This is a genomic window from Streptomyces sp. M41, assembly GCF_043673425.1.
Classification (GTDB): domain Bacteria; phylum Actinomycetota; class Actinomycetes; order Streptomycetales; family Streptomycetaceae; genus Streptomyces.
The window spans coordinates 12,536-34,804 of sequence record NZ_JBIMKE010000019.1 but is presented as its reverse complement, the minus strand read 5'-3'; the positions used below and the strand labels follow the sequence as shown (position 1 = coordinate 34,804).

The following is a 22,269-nucleotide window of genomic DNA, read 5'->3' as shown; positions in this document are numbered from 1 at the left end:
ATGCCGTCGGCCTCACGCCCCGTGCGCGAGGACGCGGTCGAGCAGGTGCAGCGGGGCGGGTCCGATCCCGGCGGCCTCGGCCGCGTCCCAGTGGGCGAGGGCACGGGGCAGATCGACGAGGCCGTGGATCAGGGGAAGGCCGTCCCAGGAGCGGCCGGTCCTGTCGAGGTGGGCGTGGAGCAGGGACTCCAGGCGGCACGAGGCCATGGTGTCCGGGATGCCTGGGCGTAGCGCGAAGCCCGCCTTCACCACGCCCGGCAGCTCCTCGCCCAGCCGGGTCCGCGTCGAGTCGACCGCCAGCAGACCGCCGCCCACGACCAGCACGTCCTGGTCCCGGCTCATCCGGTCCAGCGCGCTCGCCGTATCGAAGCAGTGCGGGAAGGAGTCGTCCACGACGATCGTGCCGGGGCGCAGCCGGCCGATGTCCAGGATGGCGGTCGCGCCGCTCACGGCGGTGACGATCACGTCCGCACCGTAAACGGCCGCGGGCAGGGTATGTCCCGACTCCACAAAGTCGATCCGCGTCCGCGGATACCGGGACGACAGGTCCGCCTCCGCCCGCTGAAGCCGTGCGGCGGTGCCGGGCAGGTCGCACAGCAGCAGCCGGGCCGGGGGGTGGGGTGCCGTGGCGAGCAGCAGGCGCAGGGACGACATGCCGATCGAGCCGCAGCCGACGACAGCGAGGCGGAGATCCTCCAGCCGGCGCCCGGTCGCCGCGAGCGCCGAGTGGACCGTCTTGACGACGGCGACGGTCGTCGCCGCGTGTCCGGTGGTGAGCGCCGCGCTCGTCGTGGTCTCGCGCAGGACGTCGTAGCCGTAGCCGGTGAGGGACGGGATCATCCCGGCAAGCGAGACACAGCGGGCGCCGAGTGCCGCGGCATGCTCGACGGCGCGGGCGGTACGGGCCGCGAGGTCACCGCCCCGGGCCAGCTCGTCGGCGAAGAGCGGAAGCGCGATGAAGCCGGAGGTGCCCAACGCGGTCGTGGTCTCCTCCAGCAGTCGCGCCCGGCCGTCCGGGAAGAGCAGCGTCCGGATCTCCTCGCGGCCGAGACCGGGGCTGTCGTACGGCAGTCCGGCGTGGGCGGCGAGCTGGTGAGGTGCGGGCAGGTAGCCGATGAGCGCCGCGTCGAGAACGGTCGTGGTGCGCCGCCCGCCACGGGCGGCGACGGCCCCGGGGGCATGCACCGCATCCTGCACCTGCGTGCGCATCACCTCCGCCAACGCGGCGACTTGGCGGGCCGTGAGGGCCACCGCCGAGGCCCGGACGGTGACCCGCAGGCCCGACCCGCCGGCCACGGGCCGCACCGCGAGGAACACATCGGTCCCGACCGGCGGCGGCGCGAGCGCGTTGTCGGAGTCGTCGGCGGACAGTGTGAGGCCACTGTCCGGCATGGAGCCGCCGAGCGAGGTGAAGTCGAGGAAGGTGAAGAAGAACTGGGCGTGATACGGCAGTCCGGCCGCCGTGCGCAGTTCGCCGGCACCGGCACCGGCGGCTCGGGCCAGCTCCGCTTCCAGGGCGACGCGCCTCAAGTCATCGCCGAATGAGGGTAGTTGCTGCCCGGCGGCCTGCTCACCGGTCCGGGCCGGACGCAGCGCGACCGCTTCCGCGAACGGGCCGAACACCCGGTGCGCGTCCACGGTGGACTCCTCGCGTCCGGTGACGGCGAGCCCGAGCACGAGGTCACGCCGTCCGGTGAGCTCGGCAAGGGCGCGGTAGTACGCGGTGAGCAGCGGCGCGTACAGGGTGCGGTGCTCCGCCCGGGCGAGTCCGCGTAGGGCCTCGGTCATGGCGGCGTCCAGCGTGAACCCGGTGGTGTGGAACTCCGGTCGCCCCTCGGCGTCCTCGGGGACCGGCCGGCGCAACACGGGGGGTGTGTAGGGCGCGCGGAGACGTGCGCGGTACCCCTCCGCCTCGGCTCCCGGGGGTTGGGGGCGTACGGCGGTCAGGGCGACGTGGTCGCGGAAGGTGCTGCCGAGCGGCGGCAGGCCGTGCGGCCGGCCGCGGTCCAGGCGGTCGTACACGGTGAGCAGTTCCCTGGCGAGCAGGGCGGCGCTGTAGCCGTCGCCGATCAGGTGGTGTGCGTGGACGAGGAGCATGTGCTCGTCGGGCGCCAGGGTGAACAGCCGCAGGCGCAGCAACGGCCAGGCCCAGGGCTCGAGCCGGCGCGCCGCCTCCTCGGCGATCCGCTGCTCCAGCAGCCCGGGGTGCGCGAGCGTCTCCGCCTCCACGGGCAGGCGCAACGAATCCGGCAGCTCCTGCTGCACCGGTGGGCGGGCGCCTGCGGGGAAGACCGTCCGCAGCATCGGATGACGGGCCACCAGGACATCGACGGCACGCTGGAAGACGTCGATCCGCAGCGGACCGCCCAGCCGGAACCGGGCCAGCCAGCCGGAGGCCGCCGCGGGGTCGATGGCCTCGGCGAGGAGGAACCCGCGTTGGGAGGGGGTGAGGGGGAAGGGGCCCGTCGGCTGCGGGACGGCGGCGGGCGGGGCCGGTTCCGACGTGGCGGCCGTGTCGAGGGCCGCCGCGAAGGCGCCGAGCGTGCGGTGGGTGTAGACCGTGGTCGGCCGGGGGACGGCCGGCAGTTCCTCGCGCAGCCGGGCGAAGAGTTCCAGGACCATGATGGAGTCGCCGCCGAGCGCGAAGAAGTCGTCCTCCCGGGTGACGGCCCGTATGTCGAGCAGCGCCGACCATATGCGGGCGACGGTGCGCTCGGTCGGGGTGGCGGGCGGGGTCCCCGGCCGGGTCGGCGAGAGCGCTTCGGCCGCGTCGTCCGCCCCGTGTTCCTCGGCCGCGCTCGCGTCGGCCGCCGTCCGGGCAGCCGCGTCGGCCGTTCCCCCGGCCTCGCGAGTCAGCCGGATGCGGTCGATCTTGCCGGTGCCGGTCAGGGGCATCGCCGGGATCGTGCGGATGCGGCCGGGCAGCATGTAGGGCGGCAGTACGCGGGCCAGGAAGGCGCGGATCTCGCGTGCGTCGGGATCGGCGGCGCCGGGCCGGGGTTCGACGCAGGCGGTCAGACGCCCGTCGACGAGGAGCACGGCGGCACGGGCGACGTCCGGGTGGGTGAGCAGCGCGGCCTCCACCTCGCCGAGCTCCACGCGGTGGCCCCGGACTTTGACCTGGTCGTCGAGGCGGCCGAGGAACTCCAGTACGCCGTCGGCGGTTCGGCGGACCCGGTCTCCGCTGCGGTACCAGCGGCGTCCGTCCCGTTCCACGAATGCCTGCGCGGTGAGCCGCGGTTCATCGAGATAGCCGGGTGTCAGCCCTGCTCCGGCGATGAGCAGTTCACCGGGCTCGCCGGGCGCGCAGGGACGCCCGTCCTCGGCTGTCACGGCCAGTTCGGTGCCGGCGACGGGCCGTCCGATGGGCAGCTGCCGTACGTCGTCCGCCGGCCGGGACTCGATGATGTGGCAGGTGGCGTTGATGGTGGCCTCGGTGGGCCCGTAGAGGTTGGCGACCCGGTGCTCCGGGCCGCCGCACCGGTCGAGCAGGTCGAACCAGCGGCGTACGTGAGCGGCCGGCAGTGCCTCGCCTCCGACGTGCACCCAGCGCAGCGCCGAGAGGTCGGGAGGTGTCCCGTCCTGCCGGGCCCGGGTCTCGGCCGCGCTCAGCAGGCGCTCCCACAGCGTCGGCACCGAACTCCACACCGTGATCCGGGCGTCGACGACACGGTCCAGCAGCGCTTCGGGATCGCGCAGGAGCTCCCGGGTGACGGTCTCGATGGTGGCGCCGACGAGCAGCGGTGCCAGCAACTGGCGCACGGAGGCGTCGAAGCAGACGGACGCCGTCTGCACGAGCCGGTCCCCCGGGCCGTATCCGAAGGTGGTCAAGGACCAGTCGAGGTAGTTGAGCATCGACCGGTGGGTGATCGGGACCGCTTTGGGGCGGCCCGTGGAGCCCGAGGTGAAGATCACGTAGGCGATGGCGTCCCGGTCGGCGGGCGGCGGCTCGGCGGGCAACGGGGCGGCGGCCGGAGCCCGGTCGTCGGCCGGGACCGGCGTGATGCCGTCCAGTGCGGCCACGACAGCGCGGGTCGCGGAATGGCAGACCACCGCGCCGACCCCGGTACGGGTCGTCTGGTCCCGGAGCCGGGCCACGGGGTGGGTCGCGTCCAGAGGCACCCAGCCGGCGCGCGCCCGGAGGATGCCGACCACGCCGATGACGGTGTCGGCGCCCGGTTCGGTGAGCAGTCCGACCAGGTCGCCGGGGCGTACGCCGGTCGCTCGCAGCCGGGCCGCGAGGGCGGCGGAGGCGGCGTCGAGGTCGGCGTAAGTGAGCGTGGTGCGGCCGGTGTCCACCGCGACGGCTCGGGGTGTCGCCCGGAAGCGGGCACACAGGCGGGCGACGATCCCCTCGTCGTCATCGGCGTGCACCTGCGCCGCCTGTGCCGCCTGTGCCGCCCCTGCCGCCTGCGCATGGGTGGACGGCCCGGTCGCGGCGCGCAGTTCGGCCACGTACGCGGTCGCGAGACGCTCGACGGTCTCACGGCGGAAGAGGTGAGCGGGGTGGTTCCAGGACAGGCGCAGAGCGTCGTCCGACTCCCAGCACAGCAGCCCGAGCCGGGTCGCGGCGGAGGCGGTGGCCGCCGCGGTCGGCGTCACTGTGACCGGCCAGTCGCGCCCGTGGCGCACGGGGAACCTGGCGAAGCTGAACCCGGTCGCGGCGACCGTGCGCGGGGCGGGGCCCGTGGCCGGCAGCAACGCGGCGATGTCGGGGCTGGTGAGCGTCGCGTGGGACTCCGCCTCGCGCCAGATCCGCCGCAGCCGCCGGGCCAGTGCCGTCACGGCCTCCTCCGGAGCGACGGTGACGAACACGGGCAGGGTGTCGGCGAGCGGGCCCACGAGACGCTCGATCCCGGGCAGGGGCGCCTCACGGCGGGCACGCGCCACGTTCACGGCGATGTGCGGCCGGCCGCCCCATCGGGCCAGGCAGCGCACGTGCGCCGCGAGAAGGAGGTGGAAGAGGGAGACCTCGTGCCGGGCGGCCAGCTCCCGCAGCGTCGCCGTGAGCTCGGCGTCGAGGGTCGTCTGGTGGTGGGTGAGCGGCGGCGTGGGGGGTGCTTCCGGGTCGCCGTCGTAAGGGAGGGGCGGTGTCGGGGTGGTCGGCGACGTCAGTGCCGGTGCCGGTGTCCGTGGCGGTCTCGGTGCCGGTGCCGCGGTGGCCGCGGTGTGTTCGGCGATGCGGTCGCGCCAGTACTGCTGGTCGCGGGCGAAGCCCGGCGATCGGCGCTCTGCGGACACCATGTCCGCATGGTCGGCGAACTGCGCACACAGGGCCGGGAGTTCGGGAGGACCCTCGTGCGTGGCGAGGGCGGAGTACAGCGACCAGAGTTCCTCGCACAGCACCTTGAGGCTGTAGCCGTCGGCGGCGCTGTGGTGGACGACCAGCAGCAGGTGAGCGAGACCGGCGTCCCGTCGGTCGCGGACCAGGACGGCTCGCACCGGGTCCTCGGCCGTCAGGTCGAACCGGCGGTTGTAGAGCCGCCGTTCGAGGCCAGGCAGTGATGGCACCGTGTCGTCCGGCTCGTGCACCTCGTACCAGCGTGGAGCACGATCGGTGCGCTCGGCGTGCGCGATGTACTGGCGCGGCGGAGAGCCGTCCGCGGTGAGCCGCATACGCAGCATGGGGTGGCGTACGGCGAGGTGCGCCAGGGCGCGGCCGAGGAGACCGGGGTCGAGCGGGCCGCGGACGGTCTGGCGCAGATAACCGTAGGCGGTGATGCCTTCGTACAGCGCCTCGGTGGTGTGGAAGGCGAGTTGGAGCGGGGTCAGGGGGCGTGGTGACGCCTCCGACCGAACGGGGTGGGAGGCGGCGGGGGGTTGCGGGGCGGCGGGCGGTGTCTGCCCGCTGAGGTGCGTGGCCAGTTCGTCGATCGTCCGGTACTCGAAGAGCAGCGTGGCGGGCAGCGGCATTCCGAGTTCCGCTTCGAGGCGGCGGGCGAGGTCCACCGCGGCGAGCGAGTCGAGTCCCAGCCCGAGGAACTCCTCATCGTCGCCTATGTTTTCGGGTGCCCGGTGCAGGGCCTCGGCCAGCAGGCGGCGTACCAGTTCCGTGACGCGGGACGGTTCGGGGAGGGCCTCGGCACCGCCCGGTGGGGTGCGGCGGGTCGCCTGGGGCACGTCGGCGGGAAGGCAGTCCTCGACGACGGCCGACGTGGGCGCCGACGTCACAGTGGACGACGTCACCGTGGAGGCCACCAGCAGGTGCGCCGCATCGGTCGCGACGGCCGTCCGCAGCGCTGCGATCGCGGCCCGCGCGGTCATGGTGTTCGCACCGTGAGCGCGCTGGCGGGCGTATGCCGGTGCTCCGGCGGCCACGGCAAGTCCCACGTCCGCGACGGGGCCGAACCCGATCGCCTGCCAGTGCCTTCCCGCCGCGCGCTCGGCGGCGGCGAAGGCGTCCAGAAAGGCGTTGGCCGCCGCGTAGTCGCCGAGTGCGCCCGCGAGTCCGGGCACCACGGAGGAGAGGGAGGAGAAGGCGACACACACCGCCGGTCGCTGTCCGTGCCGGTCCAGCGCTGCGGCGAGCAGCATCGTGCCCCGCACCTTCGCCGCGAGCACCTCGGTGATCTCGCCGTCGGTCTTGGAGCGCAGGGTGCCCGGCCGGGCCGTACCGGCGGCGTGGAACAGCCCGTCCAGCGGGGGCAGCGTCGCGAACAGGCCCTCGACCGCGGCCTCGTCGCAGGCATCGGCCCGGTGGTAGCGGGCTGTGGTGCCGCGGGCACGAAGGTCGGCGAGCAGGCGGTCGGGGGCGGTCTCGGAGCGTCCGGTCAGGATCAGGTGGCGTGCTCCGCGGTCGGCCAGATCACGTGCGAGCACGGAACCGAGGCCGCCCGCTCCCCCAGTGATCAGGTACGTGCCGCCCGAGGGCAGGGTGGTGCCGAGCGCGGCGGAAGCGTCCGTCACGTCGGAGGGCGTACGGCTGAGCCGACGGCCGTGGCGCCAGGCGATCGGCCCTTGGAGCTCCGGGTCTCCGCTCTCCGACTCCGGTGCGGACCACAGTTCCCGCTCCAGCGCGTCGGCTCGGGCGTCGAGGGTGTCGTGCGAGGACAGGTCGACGCCGCGGGCGACGAGTCCGGGGTGTTCCGCCGGGAGAGCCAGGGCGAATCCGTGCAGTAGGGCCCCCGTCGGGCAGGCCCGTTCCGTCGCGACGCCGGTGACGTAGGCGTCCTCGGTGACGACCAGCAGGCGGGAGCAGCCTGCGGTGAGCGAGTCGAGTACGCGGCGCAGGGCGGCGACGGCGCGGCTCGGGTCAGCGGACGCGGACTCGGAACTCCCGTCCGCGGCGCCGATGGCGCCTCCCAGCCACACCACGGTGTCCGCCTGAGCAGCGCTCTCGCCCTGCCCATGAGCAGCACGCTCCCCCAGCACGGTCACCCCACGTGCGGTGAGGCGCTCGGTCAGTGCCCGCTCCATCGATGGGTCGGCGCCGATCAGCCGCACCACGCGGGTCCCGCCCGCCGCCGGAACGACCGGAACGAGCGGTGCGTCTTGCCAGTCGAGGCGCCGCACCAGGCTCACGGCGTCGGGCTTGCGCGGCCAGTAGTGGGTGCGCTGGTACGGGTACGTCGGTACCGGCACCCTGGGGCGCGCGGCAGCGCGCGTCGACCGGTTCATGGCCTCCCGGTCGAGAATCGCTCCGCGCGCCCACAGCCGGCCCGCTGTCTGGAGCAACGCCCGCGCACCGGAGGCGTCCACGGCCTCCCGCGACGCCGAGACCCCTTCCGCCGCCGAGGGCCCTCCGGTCGTCAGGACCGCCACGTCCGACGCGTCATGGGCGCCCGCGACCGCACGGACCGCGCCGCCCAGGGAGTTCCCCGGGCCGAGTTCGACGAACGTGTCGTACCCCTCCTCCAGGAGCCGCTCCACCGCGTCGCCGAAGCGCACCGGCCGGACGGCGTGTTCCTGCCAGTAGGCGGGCGTGAGGCCCGGACCCCACATGCCGGTGACCGTGCTCAGCAGCGGCACGGCCGCCGGTTTGACCGTCAGTGCCTTCGCAGCGTCCCGCAGCGGTTCGAGGACCGGCTCCATCAGCGGTGAGTGGAAGGCGTGCGAGACGCGAAGCCTGCGGGTGGTCACGCCCCGCGCGGTGAGCTCCGCGAGAGCATGGCCGACCGTGTCCTCCGCACCCGAGATCACCACCTGTCCGGGTCCGTTGACGGCGGCCACGCTCAGCGAACCGATGGACGCCCGGACGAGCCCGGCGACGGTGTCCTCGTCGCCCCTGACGGCGGCCATCGCTCCGGGTACGGCCAGTTCACCCATCAGGCGTCCGCGCTCCGCCGCGAACCCCACCGCCTCGGCGAGGCTCAGCGCGCCGGCGGCACACGCGGCTGCGATCTCGCCGACACTGTGTCCGACGACGGCGTCCGGGGCCAGGCCCCACTCCGCCAACTGCCGGGCCAGGCCCACCCCGAACGTGACGAGCAGCGGCTGGGCCACCTCCGTCCTGGCCAGGTCCCCGGGATCCACACCGGGGTCGAGGCACCAGTCGCCGAGCGAGCGCCCGAGCACGGGCCCGGTCAGTGAGGACGCCTCGTCCAGCACGTCGCGGAACACCGGATACGACCGGTACAGAGCGCGTCCCTGCCCCGGTCGCTGGGAGCCCTGGCCGGGGAGCAGGAACACCGTGCGGGGGCGGGAGGACCGGGCGACCGCGAAGTCCGAAGGCCGGGCGGCGTCGAGACGATCCGCCAGATCACCGTCGGCGTCACTGCCGCCTCCGCCGTCGCGCTGGCCGTCGGCGGGGACGACCACCGCGAGCCGGTGGGGACCGTCGTCGCGGGCCGTGTTGACCGTGGCGCAGATGTCCGCCTGGGGCACGGCCGGGTGCGCGCGTACGTATGCGGCCAGTTCGGCGGCGGCTGCGCGCAGGGCGTCGGCGCTGCCGGCCGACAGGGTGAGCAGGTGCGGTCCGTCGGCGGTGGGGCTGTCGCCGGCCGGCTGCCGGGGTGCCTCCTCCAGGACGGCATGGGCGTTGGTGCCGCCGAAACCGAAGGCGTTGACGCCCGCGATCAGAGGGCCGGCGGCCGGCAATTTACGTTGCTCGGCGACGAGTTCGAAGCCTGGGGCGGCGCGTTGCAGGTAGGGCGCGGGGTGGGCGGTGTGCGGCGTGGGCGGGATCAGCCGGTGCTGCAGTGCGAGGACCGTCTTGACCAGGCTCGGCATGCCGGCGGCGTTGAGGAGGTGTCCGAGGTTCGCCTTGACTGAGCCCAGCAGTCGCGGGAGCCCGTCCTTGCGGGGCGGGAAGGCATGTCCCAGTGACTGCGCCTCGACGGGGTCCCCCACCGGAGTACCGGTTCCGTGTGCCTCGACGTACGAGACCGTGTCGGGGTCGACGCCGCAGTCCTCGTACGCCCGGGTGATGACCTCGCGTTGGGTGCGCGGGCCCGGGGCGAGAAGGCTCAGCGAGCGGCCGTCGTTGTTGACGGCGGTGCCGCGGACCAGGGCGAGCACGGGATCGCCGTTGCGCAGGGCGTCGTCCAGACGGGCGAGGACGAGGGCCGCTCCGCCCTCCCCGGGCACGATGCCGTCGGCCGCGGCGTCGAAGGGACGGCTGCCGCCCGTCGCAGACAGGGCGCCCGCGCGTGCGAGCAGCCGGTGGCCGGTCGGGGTGAGGGCGAGCTGGACGCCGCCGACCACGGCGACATCGCACTCCCCGCTCTGGAGGCTGCGCCGCGCCAGATGCAGGGCCACGAGCGCCGAGGAGCAGGCGGTGTCCACCGCGAGGGCGGGGCCGTCGAGGTCGAGGGCCTGGGAGAGCCGGGCGGCGACGAGATTGGGCAGATTGCCGGTGAGCGCGCCGGGCTGGGCGGCGAGGTCACCGTCCGTGGCGGCGGCGAGTATCTCCCGGTACCCGCTGTCCCCGACGGCGGCGAACACCCCGATCCGGCGCCCGGTCCGCCGCGGCCCCGCGTACCCGGCGCGTTCCAGGGCTTCGTGGGCCAGCTCCAGGAAGATCCGCGCCTGGGGGTCGGTCGCGCGGGCCTCCTCGTCGTCCAGACCGAAGTAGGTGGCGTCGAAGGAGGCCGGGTCGGCGAGGAAGGACCCGAACAGGCCCGAGATGCCGGGCCCACGATCCTCCCGGCCACCTTCCCGTTCTTCCCAGCGCCCCGCGGGCACCCCCGACACCGTGTCCCGCCCGGACACGAGCAGCTCCCAGAACGCCTCCGGTGTCTCCACTCCCGGGAAGCGGCAGGCCATGCCGAGAACCGCCAGCGGGTCGCTGCCGCCGGCCACGCCGGTCGCCCTGCGCTTCTCGTATGACGCTACGTCACATTCCGTTTCAACGCTGTCCAGTTGGGAGAGCACATGCCCGGCCAGCGCGGCCACGGTGTCATGGTCGCGCAGCACGCGAGGCTCCACGGTGATCGCGAAGGCGTCCTCGATCCCCGCGAGCACGGTCATCGCCTTCAGCGAGGAGCCGCCGAGGGCGAAGAACCGGTCGTGCCGACCGATGTCCGTCGGCGGGAATTCGAGGGCGCGGGCCCAGGTCCCCCGGACCAGCTCCTCGACCTCACGCCGCGAACGCGGCACCGCCCCCGATCCTGACTCCGATCCCGACCCCGACCCCGACCCCGATCCCGACGCGTACGCCTGCACATGACCCGGCGCCTGCACATGACCCGGCGCCTGCACACGAGTCTGCGCCCGCACACCCGCCCGTGCGGCGAGCACCCGCGCTCCCGCCACCCGCTCCTCGACCACCGCATACCCACCCGCCTCGAATCGGGCGCGCATCAGCCCTCTGCGCAGCTTGCCGCTCGTGGTCCGGGGAAAGGCGCCGGGAGGCAGCGGCAACACCCGCACGTCGTCATGGCCCAGCGCCTCTCTCACCCGGGCCGCCACCGCTTCGAGCACGGGCAGGGCGGTGCCCCAGCGAGGCCGCGCCCACTGCACGAACACCACGACACGGTCGCCGCCGGTGTCCGGGCCCGGCGAGCCGATCGCCGCCACCGTGCCCGCGGGCAGTCCGGGTGTCGTGGCGGCGGTCTCCTCGAGGTCGGGCGCGTGGAAGGTACGGCCGCCCACGAACACGACGTCCTTGTGCCGGCCGGTGACGCAGAGCCTGCCCCGGTCCAGGAAGCCCAGGTCGCCGGTGCGCAGCCACGGTCCGTGGAACGCGGCGGCGCTCGCCGCGGGGCTGCGGTGGTAGCCGCGGGCCACCTGAGGGCCGCGTACTTCGATGTGACCGACCCGCCGGTCCGCCAGCGTCTCCCCGTCGCCGTCGGTGATCCGGAGCTCGCAGTCCGGGACGGGGCGGCCCACCTCCATGAACTCGACGGCGTCCGGGCCGGGTTGTGCCGGCACAGCGCGGCCGCGGCTGAGCGCCTTGCGGTCCAGGCGCAACGGCTCGGCACTCTCCCCGAGCGGCGGCACGGTCACGGCGAGCGTGGCCTCGGCCAGTCCGTACACCGGAAGCATGGCCCCGGCGCGCAGCCCCGCGGCTTCGGCCTTGGTGGCGAACTCCCGCCACACGCGCGGTGCGATGGGCTCGGCGCCCACCAGCAGCAGTCGGACGTGGCTCAGGTCCAGCGCGGCCCAGGTGCTGTCCGGCACACGGCGTACCGTGAGGGCGAGCGCGAAGTTCGCCGCCGACAGCAGGGTGGCGCGATGCCGTGCGGCGGCTTCGAGCCAGTGGGCCGGGCGTTTGGCGAAGGCCAGCGGCTCCAGTCGTATCTGCTTCAGACGGGCCGCCATGGGGACCAGGTGGGTGCCGATCAGGCCCATGTCATGGAAGTACGGCATCCAGGTGGCGACCACGTCGTCGGACGTGATCCCCATGGCGGAGCGGATCTGCTTGAGGTTGGCGAGCACGGCCTCGTGGGTGAGTTCCACGCCCTTGGGGTCGCCGGTGCTGCCGGAGGAGAACTGGAGGAAGGCCACGTCCCGCGGGTCCCGGCGGGGCGGCGACGCCGGTGGAGCTGCCTCGCGCAGCTCACTCAGGCGCAGCGCCCGCACCGGGCCCGGCAGTTCGGCGGCCATCGCCCGGGAGGCGTCGTCGACCAGAACGGCCGGCCGGCCGAGGAACTCCCACACCGGGCCCACCTGACGCGCCTCCGGGGCGAGCGGCACCGGCACCAGCCCCGCGGCGAGCGCTCCCCAGAACAGTGGCTGGAAGTCGTCGCCGACCTCCGCGAGCACAGGGACGGGCGTGCCCGGCTCCAGCCCCGCCGCGCGCAGGCCGCCGGCCACACGCAGCGCGTCGTCGCGCAGTTCGGCGAAGGTGACGACGCGCTCGCCGCCGTCTCCACGGACGTGGACGACGACCTGACCGGGGGCCTCCTCGGCGGCGTGCAGCAGGACGTCGAGGAGCGTGACGGCGGTACGGCGCCCGGGAGTCGGCATGCGCTTCCTTCCTCTTCCACGGAACCGGGGCCCGCGGATTCGCCCTGCCGGGATCCGGTACCGGACACGGGCGTTTTCGATCATTGACCTGTACGACGACGAGTTTCGTCGAACGGTTCATCCTGGCCCGAGGGCGGTGGGCAGGTCGGCGGGCGGTCCAGCGGGTCCATCGGTGCGAGACCGGGCCCGGGGAGAGCAGGCCCCCGCCGGCACCGGCCAGTTCTCCGCCGCCGGGATGAGCGCCGCGTGGGCATGCCTCCATGACTCCCGGTGCTGCCCTCGATGACTCCCGGTGCTGCCCTGGATCACCCGTCCTCGGCTACCACCGCCCCACCGCCGTCCCGGTGATCGACTCGGAAGGCCTGCCGTCCACGCCGACCGGCACGTCCCCGGCCAGCATCACCCGGTGCATGATCCGCGGATGGTCCAGGTGGGCGTTGTCGCTGGGGGCGAGGTGGATGGTGGCGCGGTTGTCCCAGAACGCCACGCTGCCCGGCTCCCAGCGGAAGCGGACCGTGTACTCGGGCCGCACGGCCTGCTCGAGCAGCATGTCGAGGATCGCCCGGCTCTCGGCACGGGAGAGGCCGGCGATCTGCTCGACGTAGTAGCCGTTGACGTAGAGCACCCGCTCCCCCGTCTCCGGATGGACGCGCACCAGCGGGTGCAGGGTGGCCACCTGGTGGTCCAGCAGATGGCGGACGTAGGCGTCGTCGCCGGGCCGCGGCTGGTAGCCGACGCCGAGACGGTGCTCGGCCCACAGCCCGTCCACGAACTCCCGCACGGGGCCGGAGAGTCCGGCGTACGCCGCCGCGAGGTTCGCCCAGGTCGTGTCACCGCCGTACGGGGGCACCGTCTCGGCGCGCAGGATCGTCGCGGCGGGCGGGTCGACACGGGCGCCGTGGTCGCAGTGCCAGCCCCGCAGCAGGCTGTGGCGGCGCCGCCGCAGCCACTCGTCGTGCTCCATGCCGAACTTCCCGCCCAGTTCCAGCCGGTCGGCGGTCGTCTCGACCTCGGGTACGCCGGCCGGCGAGGCGCTCCCGCGCTTGCGCAGGACCACGGGTTCGCCGAACCGGCGCGCGAACGCCACATGCCCCGCGTGGTCCAGCCGCTGCCCGCGGAAGAACACGACCTTCCAGCGCAGTACCGCGGCCCGGATCGCGGCGACCACGGCGTCGGCCGGCTCCGCGGCCAGGTCGACGCCCGTGATCTCCGCCCCTATGTGCCCGGCGACCGGCTTCACCTGGATCCCGGTCTCGACGCCCGTCCCGAAGCCGTCGTCGATCCCGGTCTCGACGCCCGTCTTGAAGCCGTTGTCGACCCCGGTCTGCATCCCGGTCTCGACACCCGTCCCGCCGCCGTCGTCGATCCCGGTCCGGGTTCCAGCCCCCGCCCCCGCTCCGGCGCCGGTCCCGCCCCCCGCCTCGACCCTCGCGACGTGCTCCGCCCCGTCCGCAGTGGCCCTGTCCCTCGTCATGCCCGCTCCGTCACTCGTACGCACCGGCTCCGGTCGGCGCCGGTCCCGGAATGATCGTGGCAGCGTGCGACCGGACAATGCGACCCGACCCTGCGTCCTAACTCGTTAAAGGTCAAGTGGTTCACAACCCTTGACAGGACGCCGACGCGCTTCCCATCATCTGGGGCATCACTTCTCGACTAACACGAGTTAGGCCGTTCGCATGACCGACTCGCACCTCACCCGCCGCACCTTGTTGCGGTACGGCGCCTATGGCGCGGGTGGCGCCGCCCTGGCCGGCACCGCCGCCAACTGGGACCGGCTCACCGGAGCCGACATCCCGGGCCGCGACGACGGTTCCCTGGTCGTCGCCACCCTCGGCCCCGCCTACGGACCGGAGGCCATCCGCACGCTCACCGACGGCTTCAGGCAGGTCCATCCCGACATCAAGCTGCGGATCAACGCGGTGCAGGCCACCGACTGGTCCGACTTCTTCGCGAAGATCCTCACCCAGATCGCGGCGGGCACCGCCCCCGACCTGGTCTATGTCGCCACCGAGGGCGTCCAGCTGTTCGCGCGGCGCCTCGGCGTCCCGCTGGACCGCTGGGTGCAGCGGGACGCCGAGGAGCTGCGCGAGTACTTCGCCGACGTCCATCCCTCGCTGGTGGAGTCGATGATGTACGAGGGGAGCCTGTATCAGCTGCCGGTCGAGTTCAACGCGGCCGACATGTACTTCAACACCCAGGTGCTGAAGCGGGCGGGTGCCGCGCTGCCGGCCGCCGACTGGACCCGGGACGACTTCACCGCGCTGCTGCGGGACATGAAGCGGTCGAGCGGCTCCGGTTTCACGCCGTACTTCTGGACGAACCGTCTGTGGGGCGGCGTGGTGCCCTGGTTGTTCGCCAACGACACCAACCTGCTCACCGAGTCCAAGGCACCCGGCGGCGCCTGGCTGTGGGACTCCTTCTACCCCGCCGCCCAGCGGCAGGGACGCGGCGGCGGCTTCCGCTGGACGACCCCGCAGGCCACCCATGAGCGGGTGGAGGAGGCGTACGACTATCTCGCCTCGCTCATCCAGGAGGGCCTGTGCACCCGCCCCGAGGGCGGCAACGGCCAGAACCTCATCGGCGTGTTCTCCACCGGCCGGGTCGGGGTCACCCCCGCGGGCGGCTTCTGGGCGGGCGGCCTGCATCTGGCGGGCATGCCGACCGACGGCTTCGAGGTGCAGTACTTCCCCCGCCGGCTCACCCAGCGCATGCAGTACGGCGCCGCCGGCTACGCGCTGCTGCGCACCTCGAAGAAGCAGGACGAGGCATGGGAGTTCATCAAGTTCGCCGCCCGCAGGGACACCCTGATGCGGCTGTTCACCACGAACCAGACGACCCCGGCGCGCCGCTCGATGCTGACCGCCGACCGCTACCGGGAGACCGGCCCGAAGAACTGGCGGGTCTTCTACGACACCCTCGACAAGTTTCCCGACACCGGCCCCATCCCCGCGCCACCGCAGGTCGCCGAGGTCGAGCAGGTGCTTCTCAAGCACACCGGTACCGCCCTGGCCTCCCGGCGCTCGGTGGCGCCGGCGCTGCGCCGGATGCAGGGCGACCTGGTCAGGGCCATGGAGCGTGACGTATGACGAACACCCGCATACCGGCCGTACGGCCGAAGCAGCCGCCGGCTCCACGGGCGGTCGCGTCCCGGCGCTCCTCCCGGGACCGTGGCACCCGGTTGCTGGCCGCGCTCTTCCTGGCGCCCACGATCGTCGGCATCGTCGTCTTCACGGTCGTGCCGATCCTCGGTTCGGTGCTGCTGAGCCTCTTCCACTGGAACGTCATCGACTCGCCGAGTTTCGCCGGCGCCGCCAACTACCGTGCGGTGTTCGGCGATTCGACGGTGCTGGTCTCCTTCCGCAACACGCTCGTGTTCATGGTGCTCGCGGTCGCGCTGCAACTGCTCATCGCCCTGGTGCTGGCGCTGGCGGTGAACGGCCGGATGCCCGGGTGGCTGCGCTCGGTGTTCAGGTCGGCGTTCTTCTTCCCGCTGGTGCTGTCGGCCGCGTCGATCTCGGTGGTCATGAAGTACCTGTTCAACCAGGACTTCGGGGTGGTGAACTGGCTGCTCGGACTGCTCGGGATCGCCCCCGTGCCATGGCTGACCTCGGAGAACTCAGCGATGGCCACGGTGATCCTGGTCTACGTCTGGCAGCAGTTCGGGTTTTCGTTCCTGCTGTTCGTCGGCGGTCTGAACAACATCCCGAAGGAGATCCACGAGGCCGCCTCCCTCGACGGCGCGACCGGACTGCGGAGGCATCTGAGCGTCACGCTCCCGCTGCTGTCGCCCACCCTGCTGGTCGCGTCCGTGGTCGGCATCATCAACGCGCTCCAGGTCTTCGAGCAACCTTACGTCCTCACCGCCGGCGGCCCCGGCGACGCCACCCGGACGGTGGTGATGGTGATCTACGAGAGCGCCTTCGAGCAGCTGCGCTTCGGAGAGGCGTCCGCGGTGGGTGTGCTGCTGTTCGTGCTGATCATGGCGGTCACCGCCCTCCAGTTCCGGCTCAGCCGGCGTTTCGTCCACTACCAGTGAGCCGGGTGAGTCCCATGAGCCAAGCGACAGTCGACCTCAGCCGTGCCCGGCACTCGTTCGCGCCCTGGGCGCGGATCGCCGCGCTGGCCGTGTGCGCGCTGCTGACCCTGGGGCCGGTCATCTGGACCGTGTCCACCTCCCTGCGCACCCCGGCCGAGTCCTTCGACCTGCCCCCGAGGATCATCCCGGCGGATCCCACCGTGGACTCCTACCGCGGGGTCTTCGAGCAGCTCGACGTGTGGCTCCTCGCCCTCAACTCGACGCTGGTGACCGCACTGATCGCGGCCGGCCAGATGATCACGGCGGGGCTCGCCGGATACGCCTTCGCACGCCTGGAGTTCCGGTTCAAGAAGCCGCTGTTCGGGCTGGTCCTGGCGACGATGATGGTGCCGCTCCAGGTCACCGTGGTGCCGGTGTTCCTGGTGCTGAAGTCGATGAGCCTGACCGACACACTGCTCGGCCTGATCGTCCCCGCCTTCCCGACCGCCTTCGGGACCTTCCTGATGCGGCAGTACTTCCTGGGCATGCCCAAGGACCTGGGCGAGGCGGCGATGCTCGACGGTTGCGGGCCTTGGCGGACCTTCCGGTCGGTGTATGCGCCGCTTGCCGCGCCGGGTCTCGCGATCGTCGGTGTGCTGGCCTTCAACTACCACTGGAACGAGTTCTTCCGCCCGCTGATCCTGGAGACCTCCGGCCAGAACTACACCCTCCCCCTGGGGCTGGTCTCCCTCCAGGGCAACCTGGGCACCGGCTCCATCTCGGTGGTGCTCGCCGGTGTCGTCCTCTCCATGCTCCCCGCCGTCGTCGTGTTCGTCGTCGGTCAGCGCCCTCTGCGTGAGGGCATCACGTCCGCAGGAGTCAACCGTTGAGCCTCACCGCTCGGTCCCTGGATCCGAACGCCCCCCGCTTCCGGGTCCGTCCGCCCGCCAACTGGATCAACGACCCCAACGGCCCGTTCCGCTGGCGGGACCGGTACCACCTCTTCTACCAGCACAACCCCGACGCCCCGGTGCACGCGAACGTCCACTGGGGCCATGTCTCCAGCCATGACCTGGTGCACTGGGAGCACCATCCGATCGCGCTCGCCCCGACGCCCGGCGGCCCGGACGAGGCCGGCTGCTGGTCGGGCTGTGTGGTCGACGACGACGGCGTGCCGACGGCTGTGTACACGGGCGTGGACCGGCGGCACGCCGGACTCGGCTCGATCTGTCTGGCACGGGCGCTGATGCCTCAGGACGAGACGTTGACGGACTGGCGCCCGCTGCCCGCGCCCGTGGTGTCCGGACCGCCGGCCGGTCTCGACGTGGTGATGTTCCGCGACCCGTTCGTGTTCCGGTGCGCCGGCCGCCGGTGGGCGCTGGTCGGCGCGGGGCATGCCGACGGGACGGCTTCGGTGCTGCTGTACGGCTGTGACGACCTCACCGACTGGCGGTTCGCCGGGGTGCTGCTGGACGGCAACGACCCGGTCGCGCTGGACGCGTTCGGGGACAGGGCCGTCGGCTGGGAGTGTCCGCAGCTGTTCGTGACACCGGGCGGGGAGTGGGTGCTGGTGCTGTCGTTGTGGGACGGCGACCCGTGGGCCACCGGCTGTCTGACGGGCCGTCTGGAGCCGGACACCGAGGGCGGGTTGCGCTTCGGGGTACGCGCCGGGGGACGGCTGGACCACGGGCGGGACTTCTACGCGCCGGCCGTGCTCCAGGAGCCGGACCGGGCACTGATGTGGGGCTGGTCCTGGGAGGCGCGTGACCGCAGGGCGGTCGATCGCGCCGGCTGGGCCGGTGTCCTGACCGCGCCGCGAGTGGTGGACGTCCGTCCCGACGGGGCCCTGCGCGTCGTACCGGCTCCGGAGCTCGAACTGGCGCGTGCGCCCGAGCCGTTCGTCACGGCAGCGCGCCGTCCTGTTCCGCTGCCCGGGACGTACGACCTGACCGTGACCGCGTCCGGCCGCACCACCGTCCGTCTGCTGAAGTCCGCCTCGGGCGCGGAGCTGACGGTCCTGCTGGACCCGGACGACGGCACGGTGACCCTCGACCGCGGCGACTGGCCCCGGACCGAGACGGAGCGGCCGACGCCGATCGTGGTGCGGGCCCCGGCCCATGAGGTGCGGATCCTGGTGGACGGCTCCCTGCTGGAGCTGTTCATCGGCGACCGGGCCACGGTCACCGAGCGGGTCTACCGGCGCGCGGACGATGTGCCCGAGCTGCTCGTCACGGGTTCCGCGACCGGCGTCACCGGCTGGGCGCCGGCCCCACCGACGCACGGCTGATCACCGGGCAGGCCAGCCGCCGTACCGTCGCGGGCGGTGTCCTGCCGGTGTCGATGGCGTCGAGGAGGAGCCGTGCGGCGGCTTCGCCCATCGCCCGGTGGGGCAGTGCGACGGTGGTGAGGGGCGGGGTGAGGAACTCGGCCATGTGCTCCTGGTCGTCGTAGCCGACCAGTGACAGGTCGCCCGGGACGGTGAGGCCGAGGCGGGTCGCGGCGTGCAGGGCGCCCGCCGCGACCCGGTCGTTGTAGCAGAAGAGCCCGGTGGGCCGCCGGCCGGCGGGGACGCCGTCGAGCAGGCGCATCGCGCCTTCGTAGCCGCCGCTGATCTCCCCGCCGCTTCTGACGACCCACTCCTTGGGGACGGTGATGCCTTCGGCGCGCAGCGCGTCCCGGAAGCCGCGCAGCCGGTCGACGGAGGCGATGTCGTCCTGGCCGCCGAGCATGGCGACCCGGTGGTGTCCCTCGTCCAGCAGCAGCCGTGCCGCCGTACGGCCGCCCGCGCGTTCGGCGGGGATGACGGCGGGCAGGGAGTCGTCCTCGGGCAGGCAGTTGGCGAGGACGGAGTGGGTGCGGTGCAGTCCCTCGGGGACGCGGACGCGGCGCAGCGACATGGCGGCGTAGACGATGCCGTCCACGCGCCGGTCGAGGAGTTCGGCGACGGCCGCGTCCTCCTTGGCGCGGTCGCCGCCGGAGTCGATGGTCAGGACGAGGTGCTCGCTGCCCCAGGCCGTCTCCATCGCGCCGCGCAGCAGCCGGCCGGCGAAGGGCGAGGAAGCGATCTCATCGGTGACCAGGCCGATCACCGCCGTACGGCGGCGGCGCAGGCCGCGCGCGACGGGGTCGGGGCGGTAGCCGAGCTCGGCGGCGGCGCGGCGGATGCGCTCCTGGGTGGCGGGCGAGAGGTTGCCTTCGGCGCGGCCGTTGAAGACGAAGGAGACGGCCGTGTGGGACACGCCGGCGAGCCGGGCCACATCGCGTGACGTCGGCCGCGCGGACCCCGTCGCCTGCTTCTCCTCGGTGCCGCCCATGCCGTTCACTGCCCCCATCCCCCGCCCGTCCGGTTGATCGATCCTCACCCTATCCGTGACGCTGGGTGTACGGCACAGTCGAGGGAAGGTCCGCCAGTGATCAGCATCCCGCCCCACACGCTCAACGACGGTACGACGATCCCCGGCGTCGGTCTGGGCACCTGGCCCCTGGACGACAGCCGCGCGGAGAAGGCCGTGCGCGACGCCCTGGAGCTGGGCTACCGCCTGGTGGACACGGCGACGAACTACCGCAATGAAACGGGGGTCGGCCGGGGGGTCGCCCGCAGCGGTGTGCCGCGCGAGGACGTGGTCGTCACGACGAAGCTCCCGGGCCGGCACCACGGCTACGAGGAGACCCTCGCCTCCTTCGAGGAGTCCCGGAGCCGGCTCGGCCTCGACTACGTCGACCTGTATCTGATCCACTGGCCGCTCCCCCGCGTCGACAGGTACGTCGACTCCTGGCGGGCCATGATCAAGATCCGCGAGGACGGCCTCGTCCGGTCCATCGGCGTCTCCAACTTCACGCCGGAGCACATCGAGCGGCTGGAGCGGGAGACGGGCGTCCTGCCGTCCGTCAACCAGATCGAGCTGCATCCGCTGTTCCCGCAGGACGGGCTGCGCGCCTTCCACGCCGGCAAGGGCATCCTCACCGAGAGCTGGAGCCCGCTGGGCCGGGGCAGCGACCTCCTGGACGACCCGGTCGTCAAGGGCATCGCCGACGCCCTCGACGTGACCCCCGGCCAGGTCGTCCTGCGCTGGCACACCCAGCTGGGCGCCCTGCCCATCCCGAAGTCGGCCGACCCGGGACGACAGCGCGAGAACCTCGACCTCGGCGGTTTCACGCTGGACGCCGGCCAGATGAGCGCGCTCGGCGACCGGGCCCACCGACGCCTGGGCGGGGATCCCGAGGTGCACGAGGAGTTCTGAGCGGAGTCACCGGCGCCCTGGCGGGGTACTCGGGGCGCTCGGGAAGGAGGCGCTCGTGGGCGAGAGGGACCGGCTGCGGGAGTACCGCGGCAAACGTGACTTCGGCCGGACGCGGGAGCCGGAGGGGCGGGGCGCGGCTGCCGGTGCGGCGCCACGGTTCGTGGTGCAGATCCATGACGCCCGCACCATGCATTTCGACTTCCGTCTTCAGGTGGACGACGTGTTGAAGTCCTGGTCGGTGCCGAAGGGGCCGTCCGACGACCCCAGCGACAAGCGGCTGGCGATGCCCACCGAGGATCATCCGCTGGAGTACGAGGAGTTCGAGGGTGTGATCCCCAAGGGTGAGTACGGCGGCGGCACGGTGATCGTCTGGGACAACGGTACGTACGAGCCGCTCAGCCATGACCGCGAGGGCCGTCCCGTCGACTTCGGTGAGTCGCTGGAGCGCGGCCATGCCACGTTCCGGTTGCGCGGGTCGAAGCTGCACGGCGAGTTCGCGCTCACCCGGATCCGCGGCGGGCAGGACGACCGGGAGGCGTGGCTGCTGGTGAAGGCGGGCAAGGGACGATCGGCTGGGCACGGCACTCCCGATCCGTACCGGGCCCGTTCGGTGCGCACCGGCCGTACCCTCGCCCAGGTCGCCGCGGACGGCGAGGAGCGGTGAACGTGGTCTCCGGTTCTCCGGTCTCCGCACCCTTGCTCACCCGCCGGACGCGCAGCCCAGCCCCGGCCCGCCCCTCGGCCGCCCCCGGCACCCCCCGGGCCGACCGGCCGCTCAGCTGCGCAGTGCGGCGAGGGCGCGGTCGGCGTGGGCGTTCATGCGCAGTTCGCTGCGGACGACCTCCAGGACCGTCAGGTCCTGCCCGATGACGAACGTGACCCGCTTGGTGGGGGCGAGCGAGAAACCGCGTGCCACGCCGAACCGCTCCCGCACCGTTGCGTCGGCGTCGGACAGCAACGGCATGCCGAGGGTGTGCCGGTCGGCGAACTCCTGCTGCCGCTCGACCGCGTCACCGCTGATCCCCACGGGACGCGCGCCGACCGCGGCGAACTCCGTGGCGAGATCACGGAAGTGGCAGGCCTGCGCGGTGCAGCCCGGGGTGAGGGCGGCGGGGTAGAAGAAGAGCACCACCGGTCCCTCGGTGAGCAGCTCGGTGAGGCTTCGGGTGGTGCCGGTCTCGTCCGGCAGGGCGAAGTCCTCGACCTTGTCGCCGACTTCCACGCGGGTGCTCATGACCGGCCCTCCGCGCTCTTGGCGACGCTCCGGGCCCACAGCACGAGGGGGAGCTGCAACGGCAGCCGGCCGAGGGCGGCGGCCCTCTGCGGGGCCGGACGGTGACGCCAGTCGGCGGCCATCTTCACGTTCGCGGGGAACACGCCGACGAAGAAGGCCGCCGTGGCCAGCGCGGCGGCCTTACGGGTGCGCGGCAGCGCCACTCCGGCGGCCAGCGCGAGTTCGGCGACTCCGCTGGCGTACGTCCAGGTCCGGGGTGTTCCCGGCAGGGCGCGCGGCACGGTCGCGTCGAAGGGGCGGGGGATGGCGAAGTGTGCGACGCCCGCAGTGGCCAGCAGGCCGGCGAGCAGCATGGGGGAGCGTTGGGACCGGGGCACTGATCCTCCTTGGATGGCCTGCCGCCGGATGCTACCGGAGGGTAGCCGACGGCT

Annotated in this window: 11 protein-coding genes; 6 read left to right on the top strand and 5 right to left on the bottom strand. The window is 73.2% G+C overall.

Annotated features, from left to right (window positions below):
* Nucleotides 1–12 precede the first annotated feature (12 nt).
* Both ACHBTE_RS22635 and ACHBTE_RS22630 read right to left on the bottom strand, forming a co-directional pair.
* On the bottom strand, nucleotides 13–12,348 hold the full coding sequence (locus ACHBTE_RS22635) for an amino acid adenylation domain-containing protein (protein ID WP_394725842.1): 12,336 nt from the start codon (nucleotides 12,346–12,348) through the stop codon (nucleotides 13–15).
* 319 nt (nucleotides 12,349–12,667) lie between these two features.
* Entirely contained in the window at nucleotides 12,668–13,822 is a 1,155-nt protein-coding gene (locus tag ACHBTE_RS22630) for a TauD/TfdA dioxygenase family protein (RefSeq protein WP_394725841.1), read from the bottom strand.
* 202 nt (nucleotides 13,823–14,024) lie between these two features.
* Here ACHBTE_RS22630 and ACHBTE_RS22625 point away from each other — a divergent pair, with 202 nt between their 5' ends.
* From ACHBTE_RS22625 to ACHBTE_RS22610, 4 genes are read left to right on the top strand one after another with little or no spacing between them, the layout of a single operon-like run.
* Nucleotides 14,025–15,434, top strand: a complete 1,410-nt coding sequence (locus ACHBTE_RS22625; RefSeq protein ID WP_394725840.1) for an extracellular solute-binding protein — start codon at nucleotides 14,025–14,027, stop codon at nucleotides 15,432–15,434.
* Entirely contained in the window at nucleotides 15,431–16,384 is a 954-nt protein-coding gene (locus ACHBTE_RS22620; protein WP_394725839.1) for a carbohydrate ABC transporter permease, read from the top strand. Before ACHBTE_RS22625 ends, ACHBTE_RS22620 begins: the two co-directional genes overlap by 4 nt.
* Nucleotides 16,385–16,398: 14 nt before the next feature.
* Entirely contained in the window at nucleotides 16,399–17,253 is an 855-nt protein-coding gene (locus ACHBTE_RS22615) for a carbohydrate ABC transporter permease (RefSeq protein ID WP_394725838.1), read from the top strand.
* Nucleotides 17,250–18,650, top strand: a complete 1,401-nt coding sequence (locus tag ACHBTE_RS22610) for a glycoside hydrolase family 32 protein (protein ID WP_394725836.1) — start codon at nucleotides 17,250–17,252, stop codon at nucleotides 18,648–18,650. Before ACHBTE_RS22615 ends, ACHBTE_RS22610 begins: the two co-directional genes overlap by 4 nt.
* Here ACHBTE_RS22610 and ACHBTE_RS22605 read toward each other — a convergent pair.
* Entirely contained in the window at nucleotides 18,613–19,677 is a 1,065-nt protein-coding gene (locus ACHBTE_RS22605) for a LacI family DNA-binding transcriptional regulator (protein ID WP_394725933.1), read from the bottom strand. The genes ACHBTE_RS22610 and ACHBTE_RS22605 overlap by 38 nt on opposite strands.
* A 96-nt stretch (nucleotides 19,678–19,773) precedes the next feature.
* Here ACHBTE_RS22605 and ACHBTE_RS22600 point away from each other — a divergent pair, with 96 nt between their 5' ends.
* Together ACHBTE_RS22600 and ACHBTE_RS22595 are read left to right on the top strand one after the other, a co-directional pair.
* Entirely contained in the window at nucleotides 19,774–20,604 is an 831-nt protein-coding gene (locus tag ACHBTE_RS22600) for an aldo/keto reductase (protein ID WP_394725835.1), read from the top strand.
* Nucleotides 20,605–20,659: 55 nt separating this feature from the next.
* Nucleotides 20,660–21,268: a DNA polymerase ligase N-terminal domain-containing protein gene (locus ACHBTE_RS22595; protein WP_394725834.1), complete on the top strand. Its 609-nt coding sequence runs from the start codon at nucleotides 20,660–20,662 to the stop codon at nucleotides 21,266–21,268.
* Nucleotides 21,269–21,379: 111 nt separating this feature from the next.
* On the opposite strand, the gene ACHBTE_RS22590 is transcribed toward ACHBTE_RS22595, so the two are convergent.
* Nucleotides 21,380–21,838 (bottom strand): peroxiredoxin, encoded by a 459-nt coding sequence (locus ACHBTE_RS22590; protein WP_394725833.1) that lies wholly within the window; start codon nucleotides 21,836–21,838, stop codon nucleotides 21,380–21,382.
* On the bottom strand, nucleotides 21,835–22,215 hold the full coding sequence (locus tag ACHBTE_RS22585; protein WP_394725832.1) for a DoxX family protein: 381 nt from the start codon (nucleotides 22,213–22,215) through the stop codon (nucleotides 21,835–21,837). The genes ACHBTE_RS22590 and ACHBTE_RS22585 overlap by 4 nt, the downstream gene beginning before the upstream one ends.
* Nucleotides 22,216–22,269 lie beyond the last annotated feature (54 nt).

Excerpts from the sequence above, each read along its gene's own strand:
- ACHBTE_RS22635 (WP_394725842.1), bottom strand. The coding sequence starts at position 12,348 with ATGCCGACTCCCGGGCGCCGTACCGCCGTCACGCTCCTCGACGTCCTG.
- ACHBTE_RS22615 (WP_394725838.1), top strand. The coding sequence starts at position 16,399 with ATGAGCCAAGCGACAGTCGACCTCAGCCGTGCCCGGCACTCGTTCGCG.
- ACHBTE_RS22625 (WP_394725840.1), top strand. The coding sequence starts at position 14,025 with ATGACCGACTCGCACCTCACCCGCCGCACCTTGTTGCGGTACGGCGCC.
- ACHBTE_RS22620 (WP_394725839.1), top strand. The coding sequence starts at position 15,431 with ATGACGAACACCCGCATACCGGCCGTACGGCCGAAGCAGCCGCCGGCT.
- ACHBTE_RS22590 (WP_394725833.1), bottom strand. The coding sequence starts at position 21,838 with ATGAGCACCCGCGTGGAAGTCGGCGACAAGGTCGAGGACTTCGCCCTG.
- ACHBTE_RS22605 (WP_394725933.1), bottom strand. The coding sequence starts at position 19,677 with ATGGGCGGCACCGAGGAGAAGCAGGCGACGGGGTCCGCGCGGCCGACG.
- ACHBTE_RS22630 (WP_394725841.1), bottom strand. The coding sequence starts at position 13,822 with ATGACGAGGGACAGGGCCACTGCGGACGGGGCGGAGCACGTCGCGAGG.